Source organism: Morganella sp. HMSC11D09 (assembly GCF_001807955.1).
GTDB classification, from domain to species: Bacteria; Pseudomonadota; Gammaproteobacteria; order Enterobacterales; family Enterobacteriaceae; genus Morganella; species Morganella morganii.
Map to the genome: position 1 here is coordinate 175,474 of NZ_KV791712.1, position 21,924 is coordinate 197,397.

A 21,924-nucleotide genomic window follows, 5' to 3' on the forward strand; every position below is an offset into this window, starting at 1 on the left:
CTACGCGAAGAAGCCCTTAATCAGGTGGATCACGCGCTGCTGCTCTTCTTCTGTCATGTTGTAGAACATCGGCAGACGCACCAGACGCTCGCTTTCACGGGTGGTAAAGATATCCTCACCGTGGAAACGGCCGAACTCCATACCCGCCGGGCAGCTGTGCAGCGGCACATAGTGGAATACGGTCAGCACGTCATTGGCTTTCATGTACTCGCTGAATGCGGTGCGCTCTGCCACATCTTTCAGTTTGATGTAGAACATGTGCGCGTTCTGCTCCAGATTTTCCGGAACAACCGGCAGTGTCAGCAGGCCATCCTGTGCCAGCGGGGTCAGGGCATCATAGTAAATCTGCCAGAATGCCAGACGGCGCTCGTTGATTTTTTCCGCTTCTTCCAGTTGTGCCCACAGGTATGCGGCCTGTAAGTCAGACATCAGATAGCTGGAGCCGATATCACGCCAGGTGTATTTATCCACCTGTCCGCGGAAGAATTCGCTGCGGTTGGTGCCTTTCTCACGGATGATTTCCGCACGGCCAATCATCGCCGGATCGTTAATCAGAGTGGCACCACCCTCTCCGCCGGAGGAGTAGTTTTTGGTTTCGTGGAAGCTGTAGCAACCGATATGGCCGATAGAGCCCAGCGCGCGGCCTTTGTAGGTTGACATCACGCCCTGCGCGGCATCTTCCACCACAAAGAGGTTATATTTCTTCGCCAGCGCCATGATGATGTCCATTTCACAGGCCACGCCTGCATAATGCACCGGTACAATCGCTTTGGTTTTATCCGTGATAGCCGCTTCGATCTTGGTTTCATCGATGTTCATGGTGTCCGGACGGATATCAACAAATACCACTTTTGCACCACGCAACACAAAGGCGTTGGAGGTGGAGACGAAGGTATAGCTCGGCATGATAACTTCATCACCCGGCTGGATATCCAGCAGAATTGCCGCCATTTCCAGTGAGGCTGTACAGGACGGGGTCAGCAGAACTTTGGCGCTGCCGAACCGTTTTTCCATCCACTCTTCGCATTTTTTGGTGAACGAACCGTCACCGCACAGCTTGCCGCTTTTCATGGCCTGCTGCATATATTCAACTTCAGTGCCGACTACAGGTGGTTTATTAAATGGAATCATTGCATCCTCGGTATAACCAGTAGGCAGTGCTGTCAACCGCACCACCGCTTTTTGTATAAAGGCGCATTGCCGCAATATTACTGAGCTGTGTAGCCACCCGTAATACCCGGCAGTGATGTTCTGCACACCACTGTTGCGCCGCCGACATTAATTTCAGGCCGATACCCTGACCCTGATTGCCCGGCAGTACCGCCAGCAGCCCGATACGGGCGCTGTGTTCATCTGTCTGACGGAGAGTGACAAACCCGGCAATCTCATTGTTTTTATTGCGGATGAGCAGACAATCTTTATCGAATGTCCCGCGTACCGCTTTTTCCGCCCACACCGCATAAAAGCGGGCACTGTCATCCGGCTGGTACCACGGCGCACGGAAACGGCTCTGGCTGAAAACCTGTGCCGCCGCCTGTTTTATCACCGGGATATCCGTTTCATCCGCATAACAGAGTGTACTGTCAGACATTGCATTTTCTGTGCCACTCCTGAGTGACAATGCAAAATCCACCTCACTTTCTGCGAGGGAAAAGCCGAGTGCCGATAAACCGTCCAGTGCCGCGTTATCCCCGGCACTGATTTTGGCCTGCACCAGCTCATACGGCGCGAAATCTGCCGCAGACAGTGGTGCTGCGTCCGGGGAAAATGCCAGTTTTGCCGTTTTCAGGGCAAAAAAGTCACTTTCCCAGGCGAGATGCTCAATACTGGCGCGGACGGACATGGAGTAAATTCTTCAGATACTGACCATAACCGGTCTTCGCCAGCTGACGGGCGGATTCTGCCACCTGTTCGTCATTCAGCCAGCCGTTGCGCCAGGCAATCTCTTCCAGACAGGCAATTTTAAAGCCCTGACGTTTTTCAACCGTCTGTACAAAGGTGCTGGCTTCAATCAGACTGTCGTGAGTACCGGTGTCCAGCCAGGCAAAACCACGGCCGAGCAGCTCAACATTCAGTTCGCCGCGCTCCAGATACATCTGGTTGATACTGGTGATTTCCAGTTCGCCGCGCTCAGACGGTTTCACCTGCTTCGCGATATCAACCACCTGATTATCATAGAAATACAATCCGGTAACCGCCCAGTTGGATTTCGGATGAACCGGTTTTTCCTCAATCGACAGCGCGCGGAATTCATCATCAAATTCCACCACCCCGAAACGTTCCGGGTCCATCACCTGGTAGCCGAAAACAGTCGCGCCCTGCGTCCGGGCTGCGACACTTTTCAGTTTCGGGCTGAATGCATGGCCGAAGAAAATATTATCGCCCAGCACCAGGCTGCAGCTGTCATCACCGATAAATTCCTCACCGATGATAAAGGCCTGTGCCAGGCCGTCCGGCGACGGCTGTTCCGCATAGCTCAGAGAGATGCCGAACTGATCACCATTCCCCAGCAGACGGCGGAATGACGGCAGATCTTCCGGTGTTGAGATGATCAGGACTTCGCGGATCCCGGCCAGCATCAGCACGGACAGCGGATAGTAGATCATCGGCTTGTCGTAAATCGGCAGCAGCTGTTTTGACACCCCGCGGGTGATCGGGTGCAACCGGGTTCCGGAGCCGCCCGCCAGAATAATTCCTTTCATACCAGCCTCTTACTTATCCTGTCCCAGTCCCAGACGCTGTCCGGCATACGAGCCGTCCTGCACCCGGCGCCACCAGGTTTCATTATTCAGATACCATTCCACGGTTTTGCGGATACCGGACTCAAACGTTTCCTGCGGGCACCAGCCCAGGTCGCGCTCAATTTTGTCCGCATCAATCGCATAACGCAGATCATGGCCCGGGCGGTCTGTCACATAGGTGATAAGGTCGCGGTATTGCGCGACACCGGCCGGTTTCTGCGGATGCAGCTCTTCGAGCAGCTCACAGATAGTTTCCACCACCTGAATATTTTTGCGCTCGTTATGGCCGCCGATATTGTAGGTTTCACCGATATTTGCCTGTGTCACCACGGTATACAGGGCGCGGGCATGGTCATCGACAAACAGCCAGTCGCGGATCTGCTCACCTTTGCCGTAAACCGGCAGCGGTTTGCCGGAAATCGCATTGAGAATCACCAGCGGGATCAGTTTTTCCGGGAAATGGTACGGCCCGTAGTTATTTGAGCAGTTGGTGATCACGGACGGGAAGCCGTAAGTCCGCTGCCAGGCGCGCACCAGATGGTCACTGGAGGCTTTGGAGGCAGAGTACGGGCTGCTCGGTGCATACGGTGTGGTTTCGGTGAAAAAGCCGTCAGGCCCTTCCAGGTCACCGTAAACTTCGTCGGTGGAAATATGGTGGAAACGGAATGCGGATTTTTTCTCCGCATCCAGTACAGTCCAGTAATGGCGCGCAGCTTCCAGCAGTGTGTAAGTGCCCACAATGTTGGTTTCGATAAACGCCGCCGGGCCGTCGATAGAGCGATCTACATGACTTTCCGCCGCCAGATGCATCACCGCATCCGGCTGATACTGTGCGAACACGCGGTCAAGCGCCGCGCGGTCACAGATATCCACCTGTTCAAAGGCATAGCGCGGGTCAGCCGCCACCGGTGCCAGTGATTCAAGGTTACCGGCGTAGGTCAGTTTATCCACCACCACCACACTGTCAGCAGTATCACGGATAATATGACGAACAACCGCAGAGCCGATAAAACCGGCTCCGCCTGTCACTAAAATACGTTTCAACGCCATACTCCTTTGGTGTCGATAATCCATTTCTGCGGGATCTGGCTGCCCGGGATGCCTTTGAACGGCGTGTGATCGACCAGCAGCAGAATAATATCCGCGTCAGTAATCGCTTTTTCGATGGAAACCAGCTCTGTCAGACCTTTCAGTTTGCCCGGCAGTTCATGAACGTTCGGCTCAACCGCCAGAGTTTTCCCTGCATGCCACTCTGCCACCATTTTGGTGACCTGAACTGCAGGGCTTTCACGCAGATCGTCGATATTTGGTTTGAATGCCAGGCCAAAGCAGGCAATCGTCACTTCATTGGCTCGTTTGCCGGTTTCAGTCAGGCAATCAGCAACCGCTTGTTTTACCTGATCGATAACCCACAGTGGTTTGCCGTCGTTAACCAGACGCGCAGTGTGGATCAGACGGGCCTGTTTCGGGTTCTGCGCCACGATAAACCACGGGTCAACCGCGATACAGTGGCCGCCGACACCCGGACCCGGCTGCAGGATATTCACACGCGGATGGCGGTTTGCCAGGCTGATCAGTTCCCAGACATTAATGCCCTGGTCAGCACAAATCAGTGATAATTCATTCGCAAACGCAATGTTCACATCGCGGAAGCTGTTTTCGGTCAGTTTGCACATCTCAGCCGTGCGCGCGTTAGTAATGACACACTCACCTTCCAGGAAGATGTAATAGAGTTCACTGGCGCGTTTTGAGGATTTTGGTGTCATCCCGCCGACCACACGGTCGTTTTTAATCAGTTCGACCATCACCTGGCCCGGCAGCACACGCTCAGGGCAGTAGGCGATATCGATATCCGATTCTTCACCCGCCTGCTGCGGGAAAGTCAGATCAGGACGTGCCGCTGCCAGCCACTCTGCCATCTGCTCAGTCGCACCGACCGGCGAGGTGGATTCGAGAATAATCAGGTCACCTTTTTTCAGTACCGGGGCAATAGATTCCGCCGCAGACTGCACAAAAGCCAGATCCGGCTCGTGATCACCTTTAAACGGTGTCGGTACGGCAATCAGGAACGCATCAGCAGGCTGAGGTTTGGTGAAGGCTTTCAGGAAACCGCCTTCCACAGCTGTTTTCACAACCGCGCCCAGGTCCGGCTCCACAATATGAATTTCACCACGGTTAATGGTATCAACCGCATGCTGGTTCACATCCACACCAACCACTTTCTTCTGACGGGAGGCAAAAGCTGCCGCTGTTGGTAAACCGATATAACCCAGACCGACAACAGAAATAGTTTCAAAACTCATAATGTCACCTGATTGTTTTTCAATGCTTCAAGAATACGCTGGCACGCTTTTCCGTCCCCGTAAGGGTTATGTGAACGGCTCATCTCATGATAAGCCGCCGGATTGGTCAGCAATCGCGTTACTTCACGAACGATAGTGCCGGTTTCAGTGCCGACCAGACGAACAGTCCCGGCGTCAATCGCCTCCGGACGTTCGGTAGTATCACGCATCACCAGAACCGGTTTACCTAATGACGGTGCTTCTTCCTGAATGCCGCCTGAGTCGGTCAGGATCATATAAGCATGGTTCATAAGGTATACAAAAGGAAGGTAATCCTGCGGACTGATCAGCACAATATTGCTGATATCATGCAGGATCCGTTTTACCGGCTCACTGACATTCGGATTGAGGTGAACCGGATAGACAATCTGAACTTCCGGATGGGTTGTGGCAATTTCCGCCAGCGCGTGACAAATCCGCTCAAACCCGCCGCCGAAACTCTCACGACGGTGCCCGGTGACCAGAATCATTTTTTTGCTGCTGTCGATAAACGGATACTGTGCATCCAGCTGCGCCAGCAGGGCTTTGTCCTGCATGATGCGGTCACGGACTGCGAGCAGCGCATCAATCACCGTATTGCCGGTGACGAAAATATGATTGTCGCGGATACCTTCACGCAGCAGGTTTTCGCGTGAATTTTGTGTCGGCGCAAAATGGTACATCGCCAGGTGTCCGGCAATTTTGCGGTTGGATTATTCCGGCCACGGTGAGTACAGGTTTCCGGTGCGCAGACCGGCTTCCACATGACCGACAGGGATACGCTGGTAGAACGCCGCCAGGCTCGTTGCCATGGTGGTTGCGGTATCGCCGTGAACCAGAACGACATCCGGTTTAAAGTCGGCCAGAACCGGCTTCAAACCCTCAAGAATACGACAGGTAATATCAGTTAAATCCTGTCCCGGGCGCATAATATTGAGATCATAATCCGGTGTGATCTCAAAAAGGTGTAATACCTGATCCAGCATTTCACGATGCTGCGCGGTCACACAGACTTTTGCCTCAAAAGCCTGATCCGCTGCCAGCGCATGTACCAGCGGAGCCATTTTGATAGCTTCCGGGCGGGTACCAAATACAGTCAATACTTTCACTGAGAGTCTCTTTTATTTTATATGATATCCGGCTTTCCGGCCGGTGGCGGTTACCCGCCTTAAAACAGGCCGGGAACAACGCCCCGGCCGGTTATTCTGCCGCAACCGTTACGGACGGCGGCGGACCAGCGCCACACCGGCACCGGTCAGAGCACCGATAAAGCCCCACATAATCATCATGAAGGCACGGCGCGGGCTGTCGCGTTTTACCGGCTCATCCGGTGTCCGCAGATAGCGGTAGGCGCGGAAGTTATCTTCCAGCGCAGGACCCACATTCAGCGTCGACAGCATAGCAATGTTCTGCTCGTAATCTTTATCAAACTCCGGTCCGGCGGCTTCCAGTGTCTCCAGACGTGCCTGTAACATCGGCGTACCTAACAGGAACAACTGGGAGGACGGCAGTTCGTCGGCAGGCACATCTGTCCGGCTGCGGCTGATACCCTGTTTCTGTGCGGCCGCGATAGCATTTTTCAGCTGTCCGGTTTCACGCTGATACAGCGATTCCGCCACCATCTTCTGGCGTTTGACCAGTGCTTTCAGTGACTGTGACCGCGTTGCCCACGCCCCTTTCAGCTCATCATTAAGATTCTGAGCCGCACGCGCGTTGGCAAAATCCACATACTGACTCAGCAGTTTCGCGGAGTCCGCTGCAGATTCCGCTGTCAGCGTCAGCGTGTCATTCACCAGTTTCTTCGTGTCATCACGCGGGGTCAGCGTGATGTTATTGATCATTTCGTCCAGCAGTGCCGCATCTGCTTTGGCATCATTTTCCATGCGGGACTTGTAGTAATCCGTCTGTAACCAGAAATCACGGCGGGGATCATAAGATGCCGCCTGGGTAATAAATTCCTGGTAGGCCTCATTCGGGATCGGCAGCAGTCCTGCAGATTCCTGAGCGGCATTCAGATGCGTGTCCAGATTACGCATAAATTGCTGCTGGGAATAATATCCGCCTAAATTATTAACGGTCGGATAATCCGTGATCGCCGTGGAATTCCACTTCTGCTGCATAAAATAACTGGCACCCAATGCAACCAGCGCAAACACAACCGCCATCCCGGCTATCCATAATTTTCCGCGCCATAACGACATAAATAATGCGCGGATATCTAATTCCTGGTCATACTGCGTTTGTTGCGGGTCCGGAGTATTTTCTGAACGCATATCAACATGTGCCTCTGTGGTTAAAAATTTAGTGTGTGACCGATTTGCGACGCACGCGGCGTCTGTGACGTTTGATAAAACGGGCAACTTTCCAGGCGCGTTTTATGCAGTAGCCGTACATAATAAAAGCAAGCAAGAACAGTGCCAGCATCACCCACTCAGGGACAAAGCTGAGTACCTGTCCGGCAATACCGATAGCCGCTAATACTGCCGCAGCAAGGGTTATCACCACAAAGGATTCACGGGACGTAAACCCGGAACGCATAATCAGATGATGAATATGCTGGCGATCCGGTGAAAACGGGCTCATCCCTTTGCGCAGGCGGCGGTACATAATCGCTACCATGTCCATCAGCGGAATGGCGATAATCCACAGTGCGGTCACTGCATTAATTGCATGCGGCTCTCCGCCCTGTGAGGCCGATGTCAGCAGCCAGATAATGGTGAACCCGATCAGCGTACTGCCCGCATCCCCCATAAACACTTTAAAGCGGCGGCCGAACAGTCCGAGGTTAAAGCAGATATACGGCAGAATGGCAGCGATAAAGGTAAAGCACCAGAATGCCAGGCCACTGTTACCGCTCAGGGCAAACAGGATCCCCAATGCGCCGAAAGAGACACAGGAAAGCCCGCCGAGCAGCCCGTCGATACCATCCACCATATTGAACGCATTCACCGCGCCCCATACCGCAAACAGTGTCAGCACATAGCTGAACGGCCCGAGTGTCAGTTCCCACGGCCCGAATGCATGCCCCAGGCTGTCGATTTTCAGGTTGGCAAACACCATCATAATGATAGCAACCACTGCCTGAACACCGGCCCGCAGTTTCACACTGAGGTCAAACCGGTCATCGAGCGCCCCGACCAGCACCAGTGCACCGGCGCACCCGAGATAAATAAATTTATGCGCAATAAACTCATCACTGATGAGGAAAGCAAAGCAGACACTGATAAAAATCGATATTCCGCCGACCAGCGGGACCAGTCCCTGATGCTTTTTGCGGTAATTGGGTTTATCCACCAAACCGACAGCGACGCCAGCCTTACGGGCAACAAAGACCGTCGCTGTGGCGAACACAAATATGATTAGGAGTTCAGTTAACATAGTGAGATTCACAACAACCCTTTCTGATATTTTTATTATCCCTGCCGGCCGATATCACCGTGCAGAACCTGCCATTACCGGGCAAAATAATATATGCAAGAAACATACCATGCCTTGCCGCACAGGGGTTTCTGACATAATCGGTAAAAAAAAACGCCACAATGCATGCGGCGTTAGTTATAAAGTGTCGTCAAAAAGCTACGAGCGTTTCATGAAGTCGAAGAACTCTTCGTTGGTCTTCGTCATCGCGAGTTTGTTAATCAGGAACTCCATCGCATCAATCTCACCCATCGGATGGATAATTTTGCGCAGGATCCACATTTTCTGCAGTTCGTCCTGAGTGGTCAGCAGCTCTTCTTTACGTGTACCGGAACGGTTGTAATCAATCGCCGGGAAGACACGTTTTTCTGCAATCTTACGGGACAGGTGTAATTCCATGTTACCTGTACCTTTAAACTCTTCGTAGATAACTTCATCCATCTTCGACCCGGTATCAACCAGCGCCGTTGCGATGATAGTCAGGCTTCCGCCCTCTTCCACGTTACGCGCAGCACCGAAGAAACGCTTAGGACGATGCAGGGCGTTAGCATCCACACCACCGGTCAGTACTTTACCGGAGGACGGAACCACGGTGTTATAGGCACGGGCCAGACGGGTAATGGAGTCGAGCAGGATGATGACATCTTTTTTATGCTCAACCAGGCGTTTAGCTTTCTCGATAACCATTTCCGCGACCTGAACGTGACGCGCAGCTGGTTCATCAAAGGTGGATGCGATAACTTCACCTTTGACCAGACGCTGCATCTCGGTCACTTCTTCCGGACGTTCGTCAATCAGCAGAACCATCAGCACACAGTCAGGGTAGTTATGTGCGATATTGGCCGCGATATTCTGCAGCAGCATGGTTTTACCGGCTTTCGGCGGTGCCACAATCAGACCACGCTGACCACGGCCGATAGGAGCAGCCAGATCAAGAACACGGGCGGTTAAATCTTCTGTTGAACCATTACCGCGCTCCATACGCAGACGACGGTTTGCGTGCAGTGGAGTTAAGTTTTCAAACAGGATTTTACTGCGGGCGTTTTCAGGTTTGTCAAAGTTAACTTCGTTAACTTTCAGCAGGGCAAAATAGCGCTCACCTTCTTTCGGCGGACGGATTTTACCTGAAATGGTATCACCGGTACGGAGGTTAAAACGGCGGATTTGGCTGGGAGAAACGTAGATATCATCAGGACCTGCGAGGTATGAACTGTCAGCAGAGCGGAGGAAACCAAAGCCGTCCTGCAATATTTCCAGCACACCGTCACCGAAAATATCCTCGCCGCTCTTCGCGTGCTGCTTGAGGATAGAGAAGATGATGTCCTGTTTTCTCATGCGGGCCAGGTTTTCCAGCCCCATATTTTCGCCAAGAGTAATCAGCTCTGATACCGGCGTATTCTTTAATTCGGTAAGATTCATAATGGTGGGTTCTTTGACTCGGGGTGTATCTCGAATTATGAACGTGAATAATACGGTAACGTTATCGTTACCAGGTTAATTTTTTACAAAACCGATTTTCACTGTTAATACGAATATTTTTGCATTTCCAGGTAATCGTCTGCAAGGCTGACTGTGAACACCCGGCACAGGGCAAGATGTGATGCACATCCTATTTGGGAGAACAAATTGGGTGACATTCCCGCAAATTAGATTTATCTCCGAGGGATAACCGGACACCGGGACCGGGATATCGGATACCTTGATGTATCCGGAGATAACAGACTTTCAGACACTACAGAGTTGTCAGTATGCTATGCTGTCTGAGGAGCTTCAGCGATACCTGATCAGCTGGCGCTAACTTATCATGCTTCAGAGAAGACGTCCAGCGGGTGAACAAGGATTAATTCACGTTCCCGCAGGACATCTTAACGACATATGCTGAAACCGGCTATCAGATATTGTTATCGATAAAGGTTTTCAGCTGGGTTTTGGATACCGCACCAACCTGCGTTGCCTTCACCACGCCGTCTTTGAACAGCAGTAATGTCGGGATACCGCGGATGCCGTATTGCGGCGCTGTCTGCGGGTTATCATCGATGTTCAGTTTTGCGATAGTGATTTTCCCTGCATATTCGTCGGCGATTTCGTCTAGAATAGGGGCAATCATTTTACACGGGCCACACCAGGCTGCCCAAAAATCAACGAGCACAGGGCCGTTTGCTTTTAATACGCTTTGTTCGAAAACGGAATCAGTCAGGTGAATAATTTTATCGCTCATTGTTCCACTCCAAAATTTGTACGATACCCGGTTAGTCTACCATTATTTAATGATAGGATTTACCTATTTCAGCGAATAGACTTCCGTAACGCAACATTAAACTGATATTCTACCTAAATATGAGCAAAACACATTTAACAGACAAGAAGTTTTCTGACTTCGCCTTGCATACTAAAGTGGTAGAAGCGCTTGATTCTAAGGGCTTTTATAACTGCACGCCTATTCAGGCGCTGACACTTCCCCTGACGATCAACGGCCGGGATGTTGCAGGACAGGCACAAACAGGAACAGGGAAGACGCTGGCATTTCTGACGTCAACGTTTCATCATTTACTTACCCATCCGGCACCGGAAGGCCGCAAAATCAATCAGCCGCGTGCGCTGATTATGGCCCCGACCCGCGAACTCGCGGTTCAGATCCATTCCGACGCCGAACCACTGTCTCAGCTTACCGGGCTGAAAACCGGCCTGGCTTACGGCGGTGACGGCTACGACAAACAAATCAAAGTGCTGGATGAAGGCGTCGATGTGATTATCGGCACCACCGGGCGCTTAATCGACTTCGCCAAACAGGGCCGTCTCGACCTGAGCGCCATTCAGGTTGTCGTTCTCGATGAAGCTGACCGTATGTACGATCTCGGCTTTATCAAAGATATCCGCTGGCTGTTCCGCCATATGCCGCCATGTGCCGAGCGTATGAACCTGCTGTTCTCCGCGACACTTTCCTACCGCGTCCGTGAGCTCGCATTTGAGCAGATGAACAACCCGGAATACATTGAAATTGAACCGGAACAGCGTACCGGTCACCGGATCAAAGAAGAGTTATTCTATCCGTCCAACGAAGAAAAAATGCGCCTTCTCCAGACACTTCTGGAAGAAGAGTGGCCGGATCGCTGCATTATTTTCGCTAATACCAAACACCGCTGTGAAGATATCTGGGCGCACCTGGCGGCTGACGGCCACCGTGTCGGCCTGCTGACCGGCGATGTGGCGCAGAAAAAACGTCTGCGTATTCTCGAGGATTTCACTCTCGGTAATCTGGATATTCTGGTGGCAACGGATGTTGCGGCCCGTGGTCTGCATATCCCGTCAGTAACTCACGTCTTTAACTATGATCTGCCGGATGACTGTGAAGATTACGTTCACCGTATCGGCCGTACCGGGCGTGCCGGGGAAAGTGGTCACTCCATCAGCCTGGCCTGTGAAGAGTACGCACTGAACCTGCCTGCGATTGAAGAATATACCGGCCATCCGATTCCGGTCAGTAAATACAACAGCGATGCACTGCTGACTGATCTGCCGGTGCCGAAGCGCCGCCGTCGTCCGCCGCGCACCGGGGGTGGTCAGAACCGCCGTAATATGCCGCGCCGCAGCAGCAACGGGCCGCGTCATAACAATAACCGCACCAAACGCTGAAGGCTGCCATGCTGAGATCGTCCTCGCTTTATGCTGCCATCGATCTGGGTTCCAACAGCTTTCATATGCTGGTGGTACGGGAGATTGCGGGCAGTATTCAGGTACTGTCACGGATAAAACGCAAGGTTCGTCTGGCGGCCGGTCTGGATAAAGAGAATATCCTGTCTCCGGCAGCCATGGCCCGCGGCTGGCAGTGTCTGCGTCTGTTTTCCGAACATCTGCAGGATATCCCGGACTCCCAGATCCGCGTGGTGGCGACAGCCACCCTGCGCCTGGCCAGAAATGCCGGTGAATTTCTGGAAACAGCAGCGGAGATCCTCGGTCATCCGGTCACAGTTATCCGGGGTGAGGAAGAAGCACGTCTGATTTATCAGGGCGTTGCCCACACCACCGGCGGGTCAGACAAACGCCTGGTGGTCGATATCGGCGGCGGCAGTACCGAACTGGTGACCGGCAGCGGCACCCGGACCACCGCCCTCTTCAGCCTGGAAATGGGCTGCGTCACCTGGCTGGAGCGCTATTTTACCGATCGTTCCCTGACCACAGAGAATTTCGCCGGTGCCGAACAGGCTGCCCGCGATATTATCGCCCCGGTCGCTCCCGCACTTCTGGAGCAGGGCTGGCAGGTGTGTGTCGGCGCATCCGGCACCGTTCAGGCACTTCAGGAAATCATGATTGCTCAGGGCATGGATGAACAAATCACCCTGCCGAAACTGCAGCAGCTCAAACGCAAAGCGATTGAGTGCGGCAAACTGGAAGAGCTGGAGATTGAAGGGCTGACGCTGGAACGGGCACTGGTATTCCCGAGCGGGCTGGCCATTCTTATCGCGATTTTTGAAACGCTCGGCATTGACGGCATGACACTCGCCGGGGGTGCACTGCGTGAAGGGCTGGTCTACGGCATGCTGGAATTGCCGGTAGAGCAGGACATCCGCACCCGGACACTGAAAAATATTCAGAAGCGTTTTCAGATAGATGCCGACCAGGGTAAACGTGTCCGTCAGTTAGCGGATCACTTTTTTCAGCAGGTGGCGACCGCCTGGCAGCTGGATATCCGCTGCCGTGAACTGCTCAGCAGCGCCTCTCTGATCCATGAAATCGGGCTGAGTGTTGATTTCCGCAAAGGCCCGGAACATGCCGGTTATCTGGTCAGTAATCTGGATTTACCCGGTTTCACACCGGCACAACGCCGCCTGTTAGCGGTGCTGTTGCGCAATCAGAGCGGCCCGCTGGATATCCATTCTCTCAATCAGCAAAATGCGCTGACACCGCGTGAAGCCGGTTGCCTGTGTCGTCTGCTGCGTCTGGCGATTATTTTTGCCAGCCGCCGCCGTGATGACACGCTGCCGTCACTGCGCATCCGGGCGTCTGCGGAAGGGCTGATTATCACACTGCCGGTCGGCTGGCAGCAATTGCATCCGCTGCGCGCGGAAGCATTACAGCAGGAAATTCAGTGGCAGAGTTATGTGCAGTGGTCACTGATGCTGGAAGAACAGAAGCCGTCCACTCTCGGCTGATAAATAATAAGCCCTGATTATCCGTTTCCGGACACTATCAGGGCTTTAATTTTATGAGCCTTTTCAACGTGATCCGGCTTCCGTCAGTCATTCCGGATCATCGTTTCTGCTCTGAGTGATTCCCTCATCCGTTTTCTTCCTTTTTCTTAGCCAGCATCGCCTTCAGCCCGGCCACACCGCGCAGCCCGGCCTGTTGTTTCTCTTCGGCGGTTTTCACCACTTTTTTGCCGTCATCCCAGTGCAGATCATCCTGCGGCAGTTCATAGAGAAACCGGCTCGGTTCGGGGCGGATCAGCTCACCATACTGGCGGCGCTCACGGCACAGGGTAAAAAAGAGGGATTTCTGAGCGCGGGTTATCCCCACATAGGCCAGACGCCGCTCTTCATCCACGTTATCCTCATCGATACTGGACTGATGCGGCAAAATCCCCTCTTCCATGCCCACCAGGAAAACATACGGAAATTCCAGCCCCTTGGAGGCATGCAGCGTCATCAGCTGCACCTGATCCAACTCCTCTGCTTCCTCGCCGCGCTCCATCATGTCGCGCAGCGTAAAGCGGGTAACCACCTGAGCCAGCGTCATCGGCTCGTTGAGATCATCCCCTTCCAGCATTTCAGCCATCCAGCTGAACAGCTGATCGACGTTTTTCATCCGCATCTCAGCGGCTTTCGGGCTGGCCGACGTTTCGAAGAGCCAGCTCTGATAATCCAGGCCGTGCAGTAAATCCCGCACCGCGATCAGCGGCTCGCGCTCAACCAATTTTTCCACCTCCGCCAGCCAGCCGGTGAAATTCGTCAGCGCCGCCAGCCCCTGACCGGAAAGTGTCTGCCCCAGTCCGAGGTCAAAACTGGCCTGATACAAGCTTTTATCCCGCGTATTCGCCCACTCACCCAGTTTCTGAATAGTGGCCGGTCCTATTCCCCGGCGCGGCGTGTTCACGATGCGCAAGAAAGCACTGTCATCTTCCGGATTGGTCAGCACACGCAGATACGCCAGCAAATCCTTAATTTCCGGACGGGAAAAGAAAGAGGTTCCGCCGGAGATCCGGTACGGGATCCGGTTTTGCATCAGCATTTTTTCAAAGATCCGCGACTGATGGTTGCCGCGGTATAAGATCGCGTAATCTTTATAATCGGTCTTATTGATAAAGTGATGGGCGATCAGCTCCCCGACCACCCGCTCTGCTTCATGATCTTCATTATTCGCGGTGATCACTTTCATCGGATCACCATAACCGAGATTTGAAAAAAGCTGTTTTTCAAACACATGCGGGTTATTAGCGATCAGGATATTCGCTGCATTCAGAATACAGCCGGACGAGCGGTAATTCTGCTCCAGCTTGATCACCTGCAACTCCGGAAAATCTTTGCTCAGCTGCACCAGGTTTTTCGGCTGTGCGCCGCGCCATGAATAAATTGACTGATCATCATCACCCACGACCGTAAAATACGCGCGTTTACCGACCAGCAATTTCACCAGCTGATACTGACTGGTGTTGGTATCCTGATACTCATCCACCAGCAGATAACGGATACGCTGCTGCCAGCGCTCCCGTGCCTGTTCGTCACGGGCAAACAGCAGTGTCGGTTTGGTGATAAGGTCATCAAAATCAAGCACATTACAGCTGTTCAGATGCAGTTCATAACGGCGGTAACACTCCGCAAACGTATGTTCGCGCTCTGATCGCGCCAGCCCTTTTGCCTGTTCCGGTGTCAGCAGGGCGTTCTTCCAGTTCGAGATCTGACTGACCAGTTGTTGCAGTAACTCTTTATCTTCTTCCAGATGATCAAACGTCAGCTCTTTAAGCAGCGCGAGCTGATCCTGATCGTCGAACAGGGAGAAATTACTTTTCATCCCCAGCGCTTTATATTCCCGCTTGATAATCTCCAGCCCCAAGGTATGGAATGTGGAAATCATCAGCCCTTTGACCTCTTTGCGCCCCAGGGTTTGTGCAACACGCTCTTTCATTTCCCGCGCGGCTTTGTTGGTAAAGGTCACCGCCGCGATCTGACGTGGCTGATAGCCGGTATTGCGGATCAAATGGGCAATTTTATTGGTGATCACACGGGTTTTGCCGGAACCGGCACCCGCAAGCACAAGGCACGGGCCCTGAACATACTCAACGGCCTGCTGCTGACCGGGATTTAATTTCATACGCGCTGTTAACTCGACTCAATACTGGAACAGGAGGGAATTGTAGCAGAAAGGTACAGCAGAAGTGTAACCGGACGCCGCTCATTAAAACGGAAAACGGCACCCGAAGGTGCCGTCTCATTTCATCATTAAACAATTTTGTTATCAGCCGCCGACCGCGATACGTTTCATATCCGTCATATAGCCGCGCAGGGTTTTACCCACAGTTTCAATCGGATGCTGACGAATTGCTTCATTGATATCACGCAGCTGCGCGTTATCCGTACCGTGGTCCGCGCCGGATTTACCCAGATCACCCGGCTGCAGTGATGCCATAAAGTCTTTCAGTAACGGCACTGCTGCAAAGGAGAACAGGTAATTGCCGTATTCTGCGGTATCGGAGATAACCACGTTCATTTCATACAGACGCTTACGGGCAATGGTGTTGGCAATCAGCGGCAGTTCATGCAGTGATTCATAATAGGCAGATTCCGCAATGATCCCCGCGTCAATCATGGTTTCAAATGCCAGCTCAACACCGGCTTTCACCATTGCGACCATGACAACACCGTGGTCAAAATATTCCTGCTCACTGATTTTCTGCTCAGAATCCGGATAGTTTTCAAATGCCGTCTTGCCGGTCTCTTCACGCCAGGTCAGCAGATTTTTATCATCATTCGCCCAGTCCGCCATCATCGTTGAGGAGAAATGGCCGGAAATGATGTCATCCATATGTTTTTCAAACAGAGTCTTCATCTGTGCTTTCAGGGTTTCAGACAGCTGATAAGCACGGACTTTTGCCGGGTTGGACAATCTGTCCATCATCAGTGTGATTCCGCCCTGTTTCAGCGCTTCTGTAATGGTTTCCCAGCCGTACTGGATCAGCTTACCTGCATACGCAGGATCCGCGCCGTCAGCAACCATTTTGTCATAACAGAGCAGAGAACCGGCCTGCAGCATACCGCAGAGGATAGTCTGCTCGCCCATCAGGTCAGATTTAACTTCTGCAACAAAGGATGATTCCAGAACACCCGCACGGTGACCGCCGGTTGCCGCAGCCCAGGCTTTGGCAATCGCCAGACCTTCACCTTTGGCATCATTTTCCGGATGGACTGCAATCAGTGTCGGAACACCAAAGCCACGCTTGTACTCTTCACGCACTTCTGTACCCGGGCATTTCGGTGCCACCATCACAACCGTGATATCAGGGCGGATGGTTTCGCCGACTTCAACAATATTGAAGCCGTGTGAGTAACCCAGCGCTGCGCCGGATTTCATCAGCGGCTGAACCGCCTTAACCACCGCAGAATGCTGTTTGTCAGGTGTCAGGTTAACCACCAGGTCAGCCTGCGGGATCAGTTCTTCATACGTGCCGACGGTAAAACCGTTTTCGGTGGCGCGGCGCCATGAGGTGCGCTTCTCATCGATCGCTTCCTGACGCAGTGCATAGGCGATATCCAGCCCGGAATCGCGCATGTTCAGTCCCTGGTTCAGCCCCTGTGCACCACAGCCGACAATCACCACTTTTTTGCCTTTGAGATACCCAGCCTCGTCCGCAAATTCTTCGCGTGCCATAAACCGGCATTTGCCTAACTGCGCCAGCTGCTGGCGCAAATTCAGTGTATTAAAATAATTCGCCATGGTGACTCCGTGTATTGTGTTTGCTCAGATTGCTGTCTTCGCAGCACTGATTTCGTTATTTACCGGGGTGATATACCCTTTATTTATATTGACTATATGTCATGATTTTCATTGCTTAAATTGATATATTCACAAGATAGCGATGCAATTTATGCAACATAATGACTAAAACGTAATCCCCTGAGAGGTTGTGATGGATATCCGGGAACTCAGACTGTTTTTACATCTTGCGGAGAGCTGCCATTTCGGCAAAACCGCGGCCGCCATGTATATCAGCCCGTCGACACTCTCACGGCAGATCCAGCGGCTGGAAGAATCTCTCGGGCATCCGCTGTTTCTGCGGGATAACCGCACTGTTCAGCTGACAGCCGCCGGTGAACAGCTGAAAAAATTTGCGCAGGAAACAGTGCTGCAATACCAGCAGCTGCAACATGCGCTTAATCATCAGAGCCCGTCACTGACCGGGGAATTACGTCTGTTTTGTTCCGTCACTGCCGCATACAGCCATCTGCCGCAGATCCTCGACCAGTTCCGGGCAGAACATCCGCAGGTGGAAATCAAGCTGACCACCGGGGACGCGGCGGATGCAGTGGAAAAAGTGCAGTCACAGGACGCGGATCTCGGTATCGCCGGAAAACCGGAAAAACTGCCGGATAATGTCCGCTTTCACCAGATAGGCGAAATCCCGCTGTCACTGATAGCGCCCGCACTACCATGCCCGGTCAGACAACAGGCGGTACAGCCGGTGCCCGACTGGGAAAATATTCCGTTTATCATTCCGGAGCATGGCCCGTCACGTAAACGGATTGATTTATGGTTTAAAACACACCGGATTCAGGATCCGCAGATTTATGCCACGGTGTCCGGCCATGAAGCGATTGTATCGATGGTGGCACTAGGCTGCGGTATCGCGCTGATCCCGAATGTGGTGGTGGAGAATAGCCCGGACGCAATCCGCAGCCGGATCCTGCAACTCGATAATATTTCGATGGTTGCGCCGTTTGAGCTGGGCGTCTGCACACTGAACAAGCGGCTGCATGAGCCGCTGATCAGAGCCTTCTGGCAACTACTGCCGCGCCACCCCGGATAACTGCGGGGCCAGGAAACGGGCAAATGCAGCATTGCCGGTTTCATCGCGGAAGTCGTAGCCGAGAGCATTCAGATGCTGCTCAAACTGCACATCCCCTTCCTGTATTTCAAAAGCTGCCAGTACGCGGCCATAATCCGTGCCGTGACTGCGGTAATGGAACAGGGTGATATTCCAGTGTGTACCAAGTGTTTCCAGGAATTTCAGCAGTGCGCCGGGTGCTTCCGGGAATTCAAAACTGAACAGCCGCTCCTGCAACGGTGCTGACGGGCGGCCACCCACCATATAGCGGACATGCAGTTTCGCCATTTCGTCATCCGACAAATCTGTCGCACTGAACCCGGCGGCGGAAAGACCGTCCAGAATGGTTTTCCGTGCGCCCGGGCCCTCATCGGCACGGACACTGACAAATACTGAAGCTTCATCTGAACCGCTGTAACGATAGTTAAACTCGGTCACCACACGCGGGCCGAGCGCCTGACAAAACCGCAGGAAACTGCCTTTCTCTTCCGGGATCGTCACCGCGAACACGCCTTCACGCTGTTCTCCCAGCTCGCACCGCTCTGACACATAACGGAGCACATGGAAATTCACATTGGCACCGGAGAGCACATGTGCCAGATTTTCCCCCTGAATATTGTGCTGCTGAATGTATTTTTTCATCCCCGCCAGCGCCAGTGCCCCGGAAGGCTCCGCCACTGCCCGCACATCATCAAACAGATCTTTCATAGCTGCGCAGATGGCGTCACTGTCCACCATAATCACATCATCCAGATACTGCTGACATAGACGGAAGGTCTCATCACCAATCCGTTTGACTGCCACACCTTCGGCAAACAGCCCGACTTTCGGTAACTCGACCGGATGTCCGGCATCCAGTGCGGCTTTCAGACAAGCCGCCTCTTCTGCCTCGACACCAATCACTTTAATGTCCGGCATCAGGTGTTTAATAAACACCGCCACCCCGGCGGCCAGTCCGCCACCGCCGACCGGTACAAAGACTCTGTCGAGCCGAGCATTCTGCTGTAACAGTTCAAGAGCGATAGTGGCCTGACCGGCGATCACTGACGGGTGATCGAACGGCGGAATAAACGTCATCCCGAGGGATGCGGCCAGCTCAAGTGCATGTGCTTTTGCTTCATCAAAATTCGCGCCGTGGAGAACCACTTCGCCGCCGAACCCGCGAACCGCATCCACTTTGATATCTGCAGTCGCCACCGGCATCACAATCAGGGCTTTCACCCCGGTTTTCCCGGCAGATAACGCCACGCCCTGAGCATGGTTTCCGGCTGATGCCGTCACTACGCCCCGCCGTTTCTGTTCTTCTGTCAGCTCCGCAATCATGGCATACGCGCCGCGCAGCTTAAAACTGTGCACGGGCTGCCTGTCTTCCCGCTTCACTGAAATGGTATTGCCGAGCCGTGCCGACAGCTTCGGCATCAGTTGCAGCGGCGTGACCTGAGCGACATCATAAACGGAGGCACTGAAGGCCGCTCTCACATACTCAGCCGCTGACGGCTGAGCAGACAATGGTTGTTTTGCGGTCATCCCTAACCCCCGAGTTTACTTTTATCCCGTACCGCGCCTTTATCAGCACTGGTCGCCAGCAGTGCATATGCACGCAACGCAAAAGAGACCTGACGTTCACGGTTCTGCGGTGACCAGGCTTTTTCACCTCGTGCCTCTTCCGCTGTGCGGCGGGCTGCCAGAGTTTGCTCATCCACTTTCGGTGAAATCTGCCGTGACGGAATATCAATGGCGATAGTGTCCCCGGTCTGAACCAGCCCGATCAGCCCGCCGTTGGCCGCTTCCGGCGAAACGTGGCCGATGGATAACCCGGAAGTGCCGCCGGAGAAACGTCCGTCAGTAATAAGTGCACAACTTTTTCCCAGACCCATTGATTTCAGGTAGGTGGTCGGATACAGCATCTCCTGCATACCCGGCCCGCCTTTCGGCCCTTCGTAGCGGATCACCACCACATCCCCGGCAACAACGTCTCCGCCAAGAATCGCTTTTACTGCATCATCCTGACTTTCATACACTTTTGCCGGTCCGGTAAAGGTTAAGCTGCCCTCGTCCACCCCGGCAGTTTTCACAATACAGCCATCTTCGGCAATATTGCCGGACAGTACCGCCAGCCCGCCATCCTGGCTGTAGGCATGGGTTTTGCTGCGGATACAGCCGTTTTCACGGTCGTCATCCAGGGACGGCCAGCGGCAATCCTGTGAGAATGCTTTTGTTGTACGGATCCCTGCAGGCCCGGCGGAATACATCCGTTTCACCGCATCATCTTTTGTCAGTGTAATATCATACGCCGCCAGTAACTCCGGCAGGGTCATTCCCAGCACGTTACTGACCTCCCGGTGCAGTAAACCGGCGCGATCCAGCTCGCCCAGAATACCGATTACCCCGCCGGCGCGATGTACATCTTCCATATGGTATTTCTGCGTGCTTGGCGCAACTTTGCATAAATGCGGCACCGCACGGGAGAGACGATCAATATCCGCCATTGTGAAATCAACTTCCCCTTCCTGTGCCGCCGCCAGCAGATGCAGAACCGTGTTGGTTGAACCGCCCATGGCAATATCCAGGATCATCGCATTCTCAAATGCCGCTTTAGTGGCGATATTGCGCGGCAGAAAACGGATATCATCCTGCTCGTAATATTTTTTGGTGATTTCCACAATCCGGCGTCCGGCATTAAGGAACAGATTTTTGCGGTCAGCATGAGTTGCCAGCAGCGAGCCGTTCCCCGGCTGAGATAAGCCCAGCGCTTCGGTCAGGCAGTTCATCGAGTTCGCGGTAAACATACCGGAGCAGGAGCCGCAGGTCGGGCAGGCCGATCGTTCGATTTGTTCACTGTCCGCATCGGAAACATCAGGATTTGCACCCTGGATCATGGCATCCACCAGATCCAGCTTGATTATCTGATCAGACAGTTTGGTTTTACCGGCTTCCATCGGGCCACCGGATACAAAAATAACCGGGATATTCAGGCGCAGTGAGGCCATCAGCATTCCCGGAGTAATTTTGTCGCAGTTGGAGATACAAACCATGGCATCCGCACAGTGTGCATTCACCATGTATTCCACAGAATCGGCAATGAGTTCGCGTGACGGCAGAGAATAAAGCATCCCGCCGTGCCCCATGGCGATCCCGTCATCCACAGCAATGGTATTGAATTCTTTGGCCACGCCACCGGCGGCCTCAATTTCCTCTGCCACCAGTTTACCCAGATCCCGCAGGTGAACATGACCCGGAACAAATTGTGTGAATGAGTTAACAACCGCGATAATCGGTTTGCCGAAATCGGCATCTGTCATTCCTGTCGCACGCCATAATGCGCGCGCACCCGCCATATTGCGGCCATGCGTTGTTGTCGCCGAACGGTACTGAGGCATTGTAATCTCCCGTGTTTGCAAAAATCAGGCGG

At 53.3% G+C, this 21,924-nt stretch carries 16 protein-coding genes and 1 pseudogene; 3 read left to right on the plus strand and 14 right to left on the minus strand.

The annotated features are described in order from the left end of the window. From rffA to trxA, 10 genes and pseudogenes are all read right to left on the minus strand, one after another. Window positions 1-1,131: a dTDP-4-amino-4,6-dideoxygalactose transaminase gene (gene rffA / locus HMPREF3119_RS18160; RefSeq protein WP_015422324.1), complete on the minus strand. Its 1,131-nt coding sequence runs from the start codon at window positions 1,129-1,131 to the stop codon at window positions 1-3. Beyond that, entirely contained in the window at window positions 1,118-1,843 is a 726-nt protein-coding gene (gene rffC / locus HMPREF3119_RS18165) for a dTDP-4-amino-4,6-dideoxy-D-galactose acyltransferase (RefSeq protein ID WP_070580484.1), read from the minus strand. The genes rffA and rffC overlap by 14 nt, the downstream gene beginning before the upstream one ends. Continuing rightward, a complete protein-coding gene (gene rfbA / locus HMPREF3119_RS19220; RefSeq protein ID WP_004234406.1) occupies window positions 1,821-2,702 on the minus strand; it encodes a glucose-1-phosphate thymidylyltransferase RfbA in 882 nt (293 codons plus the stop codon). The genes rffC and rfbA overlap by 23 nt, the downstream gene beginning before the upstream one ends. Before the next feature lie 9 nt (window positions 2,703-2,711). Continuing rightward, window positions 2,712-3,791: a dTDP-glucose 4,6-dehydratase gene (gene rffG / locus HMPREF3119_RS19225; RefSeq protein ID WP_210388508.1), complete on the minus strand. Its 1,080-nt coding sequence runs from the start codon at window positions 3,789-3,791 to the stop codon at window positions 2,712-2,714. After that, window positions 3,782-5,044 (minus strand): UDP-N-acetyl-D-mannosamine dehydrogenase, encoded by a 1,263-nt coding sequence (gene wecC / locus HMPREF3119_RS18180; protein ID WP_032099214.1) that lies wholly within the window; start codon window positions 5,042-5,044, stop codon window positions 3,782-3,784. Before wecC ends, rffG begins: the two co-directional genes overlap by 10 nt. Further along, window positions 5,041-6,171 (minus strand): annotated as a pseudogene (gene wecB / locus HMPREF3119_RS18185) (non-hydrolyzing UDP-N-acetylglucosamine 2-epimerase). Before wecB ends, wecC begins: the two are co-directional and overlap by 4 nt. 108 nt (window positions 6,172-6,279) lie before the next feature. Next, window positions 6,280-7,335 (minus strand): ECA polysaccharide chain length modulation protein, encoded by a 1,056-nt coding sequence (wzzE, locus tag HMPREF3119_RS18190; RefSeq protein ID WP_070580487.1) that lies wholly within the window; start codon window positions 7,333-7,335, stop codon window positions 6,280-6,282. 28 nt (window positions 7,336-7,363) lie between these two features. Further along, window positions 7,364-8,440 (minus strand): UDP-N-acetylglucosamine--undecaprenyl-phosphate N-acetylglucosaminephosphotransferase, encoded by a 1,077-nt coding sequence (wecA, locus tag HMPREF3119_RS18195; RefSeq protein WP_004234399.1) that lies wholly within the window; start codon window positions 8,438-8,440, stop codon window positions 7,364-7,366. 198 nt (window positions 8,441-8,638) lie between these two features. Further along, entirely contained in the window at window positions 8,639-9,898 is a 1,260-nt protein-coding gene (gene rho / locus HMPREF3119_RS18200) for a transcription termination factor Rho (protein WP_004234397.1), read from the minus strand. A 472-nt stretch (window positions 9,899-10,370) separates the two neighbouring features. Then, window positions 10,371-10,697 (minus strand): thioredoxin TrxA, encoded by a 327-nt coding sequence (trxA, locus tag HMPREF3119_RS18205; RefSeq protein WP_004241312.1) that lies wholly within the window; start codon window positions 10,695-10,697, stop codon window positions 10,371-10,373. A gap of 119 nt (window positions 10,698-10,816) precedes the next feature. Here trxA and rhlB point away from each other — a divergent pair, with 119 nt between their 5' ends. Both rhlB and gppA read left to right on the plus strand, forming a co-directional pair. Then, complete coding sequence (gene rhlB, locus HMPREF3119_RS18210; RefSeq protein ID WP_004241310.1) at window positions 10,817-12,112, plus strand: ATP-dependent RNA helicase RhlB; 1,296 nt, start codon at window positions 10,817-10,819, stop codon at window positions 12,110-12,112. Between the two features lie 8 nt (window positions 12,113-12,120). Further along, the gene (gene gppA / locus HMPREF3119_RS18215; protein WP_004234389.1) at window positions 12,121-13,629 is read left to right on the plus strand and encodes a guanosine-5'-triphosphate,3'-diphosphate diphosphatase; all 1,509 of its coding nucleotides are present in this window, start codon (window positions 12,121-12,123) and stop codon (window positions 13,627-13,629) included. A gap of 124 nt (window positions 13,630-13,753) precedes the next feature. Here the strand turns inward: gppA and rep are convergent, their stop codons facing one another. Together rep and ilvC are read right to left on the minus strand one after the other, a co-directional pair. Next, window positions 13,754-15,784 (minus strand): DNA helicase Rep, encoded by a 2,031-nt coding sequence (rep, locus tag HMPREF3119_RS18220; protein WP_070580489.1) that lies wholly within the window; start codon window positions 15,782-15,784, stop codon window positions 13,754-13,756. Window positions 15,785-15,928: 144 nt separating this feature from the next. Beyond that, window positions 15,929-17,404 carry a ketol-acid reductoisomerase gene (ilvC, locus tag HMPREF3119_RS18225; RefSeq protein ID WP_004241304.1) on the minus strand — a complete coding sequence of 492 codons (1,476 nt, stop codon included), beginning with the start codon at window positions 17,402-17,404 and terminating at the stop codon, window positions 15,929-15,931. Between the two features lie 193 nt (window positions 17,405-17,597). Here ilvC and ilvY point away from each other — a divergent pair, with 193 nt between their 5' ends. Beyond that, complete coding sequence (gene ilvY / locus HMPREF3119_RS18230) at window positions 17,598-18,494, plus strand: HTH-type transcriptional activator IlvY (RefSeq protein ID WP_032099210.1); 897 nt, start codon at window positions 17,598-17,600, stop codon at window positions 18,492-18,494. Here ilvY and ilvA read toward each other — a convergent pair. Next, window positions 18,471-20,039, minus strand: a complete 1,569-nt coding sequence (ilvA, locus tag HMPREF3119_RS18235) for a threonine ammonia-lyase, biosynthetic (protein WP_032099209.1) — start codon at window positions 20,037-20,039, stop codon at window positions 18,471-18,473. The two genes, ilvY and ilvA, sit on opposite strands and share 24 nt — an antisense overlap. Window positions 20,040-20,041: 2 nt before the next feature. Then, window positions 20,042-21,892, minus strand: coding sequence for a dihydroxy-acid dehydratase (ilvD, locus tag HMPREF3119_RS18240; RefSeq protein ID WP_070580491.1), 1,851 nt, complete (start codon window positions 21,890-21,892; stop codon window positions 20,042-20,044). Window positions 21,893-21,924: the final 32 nt, after the last annotated feature.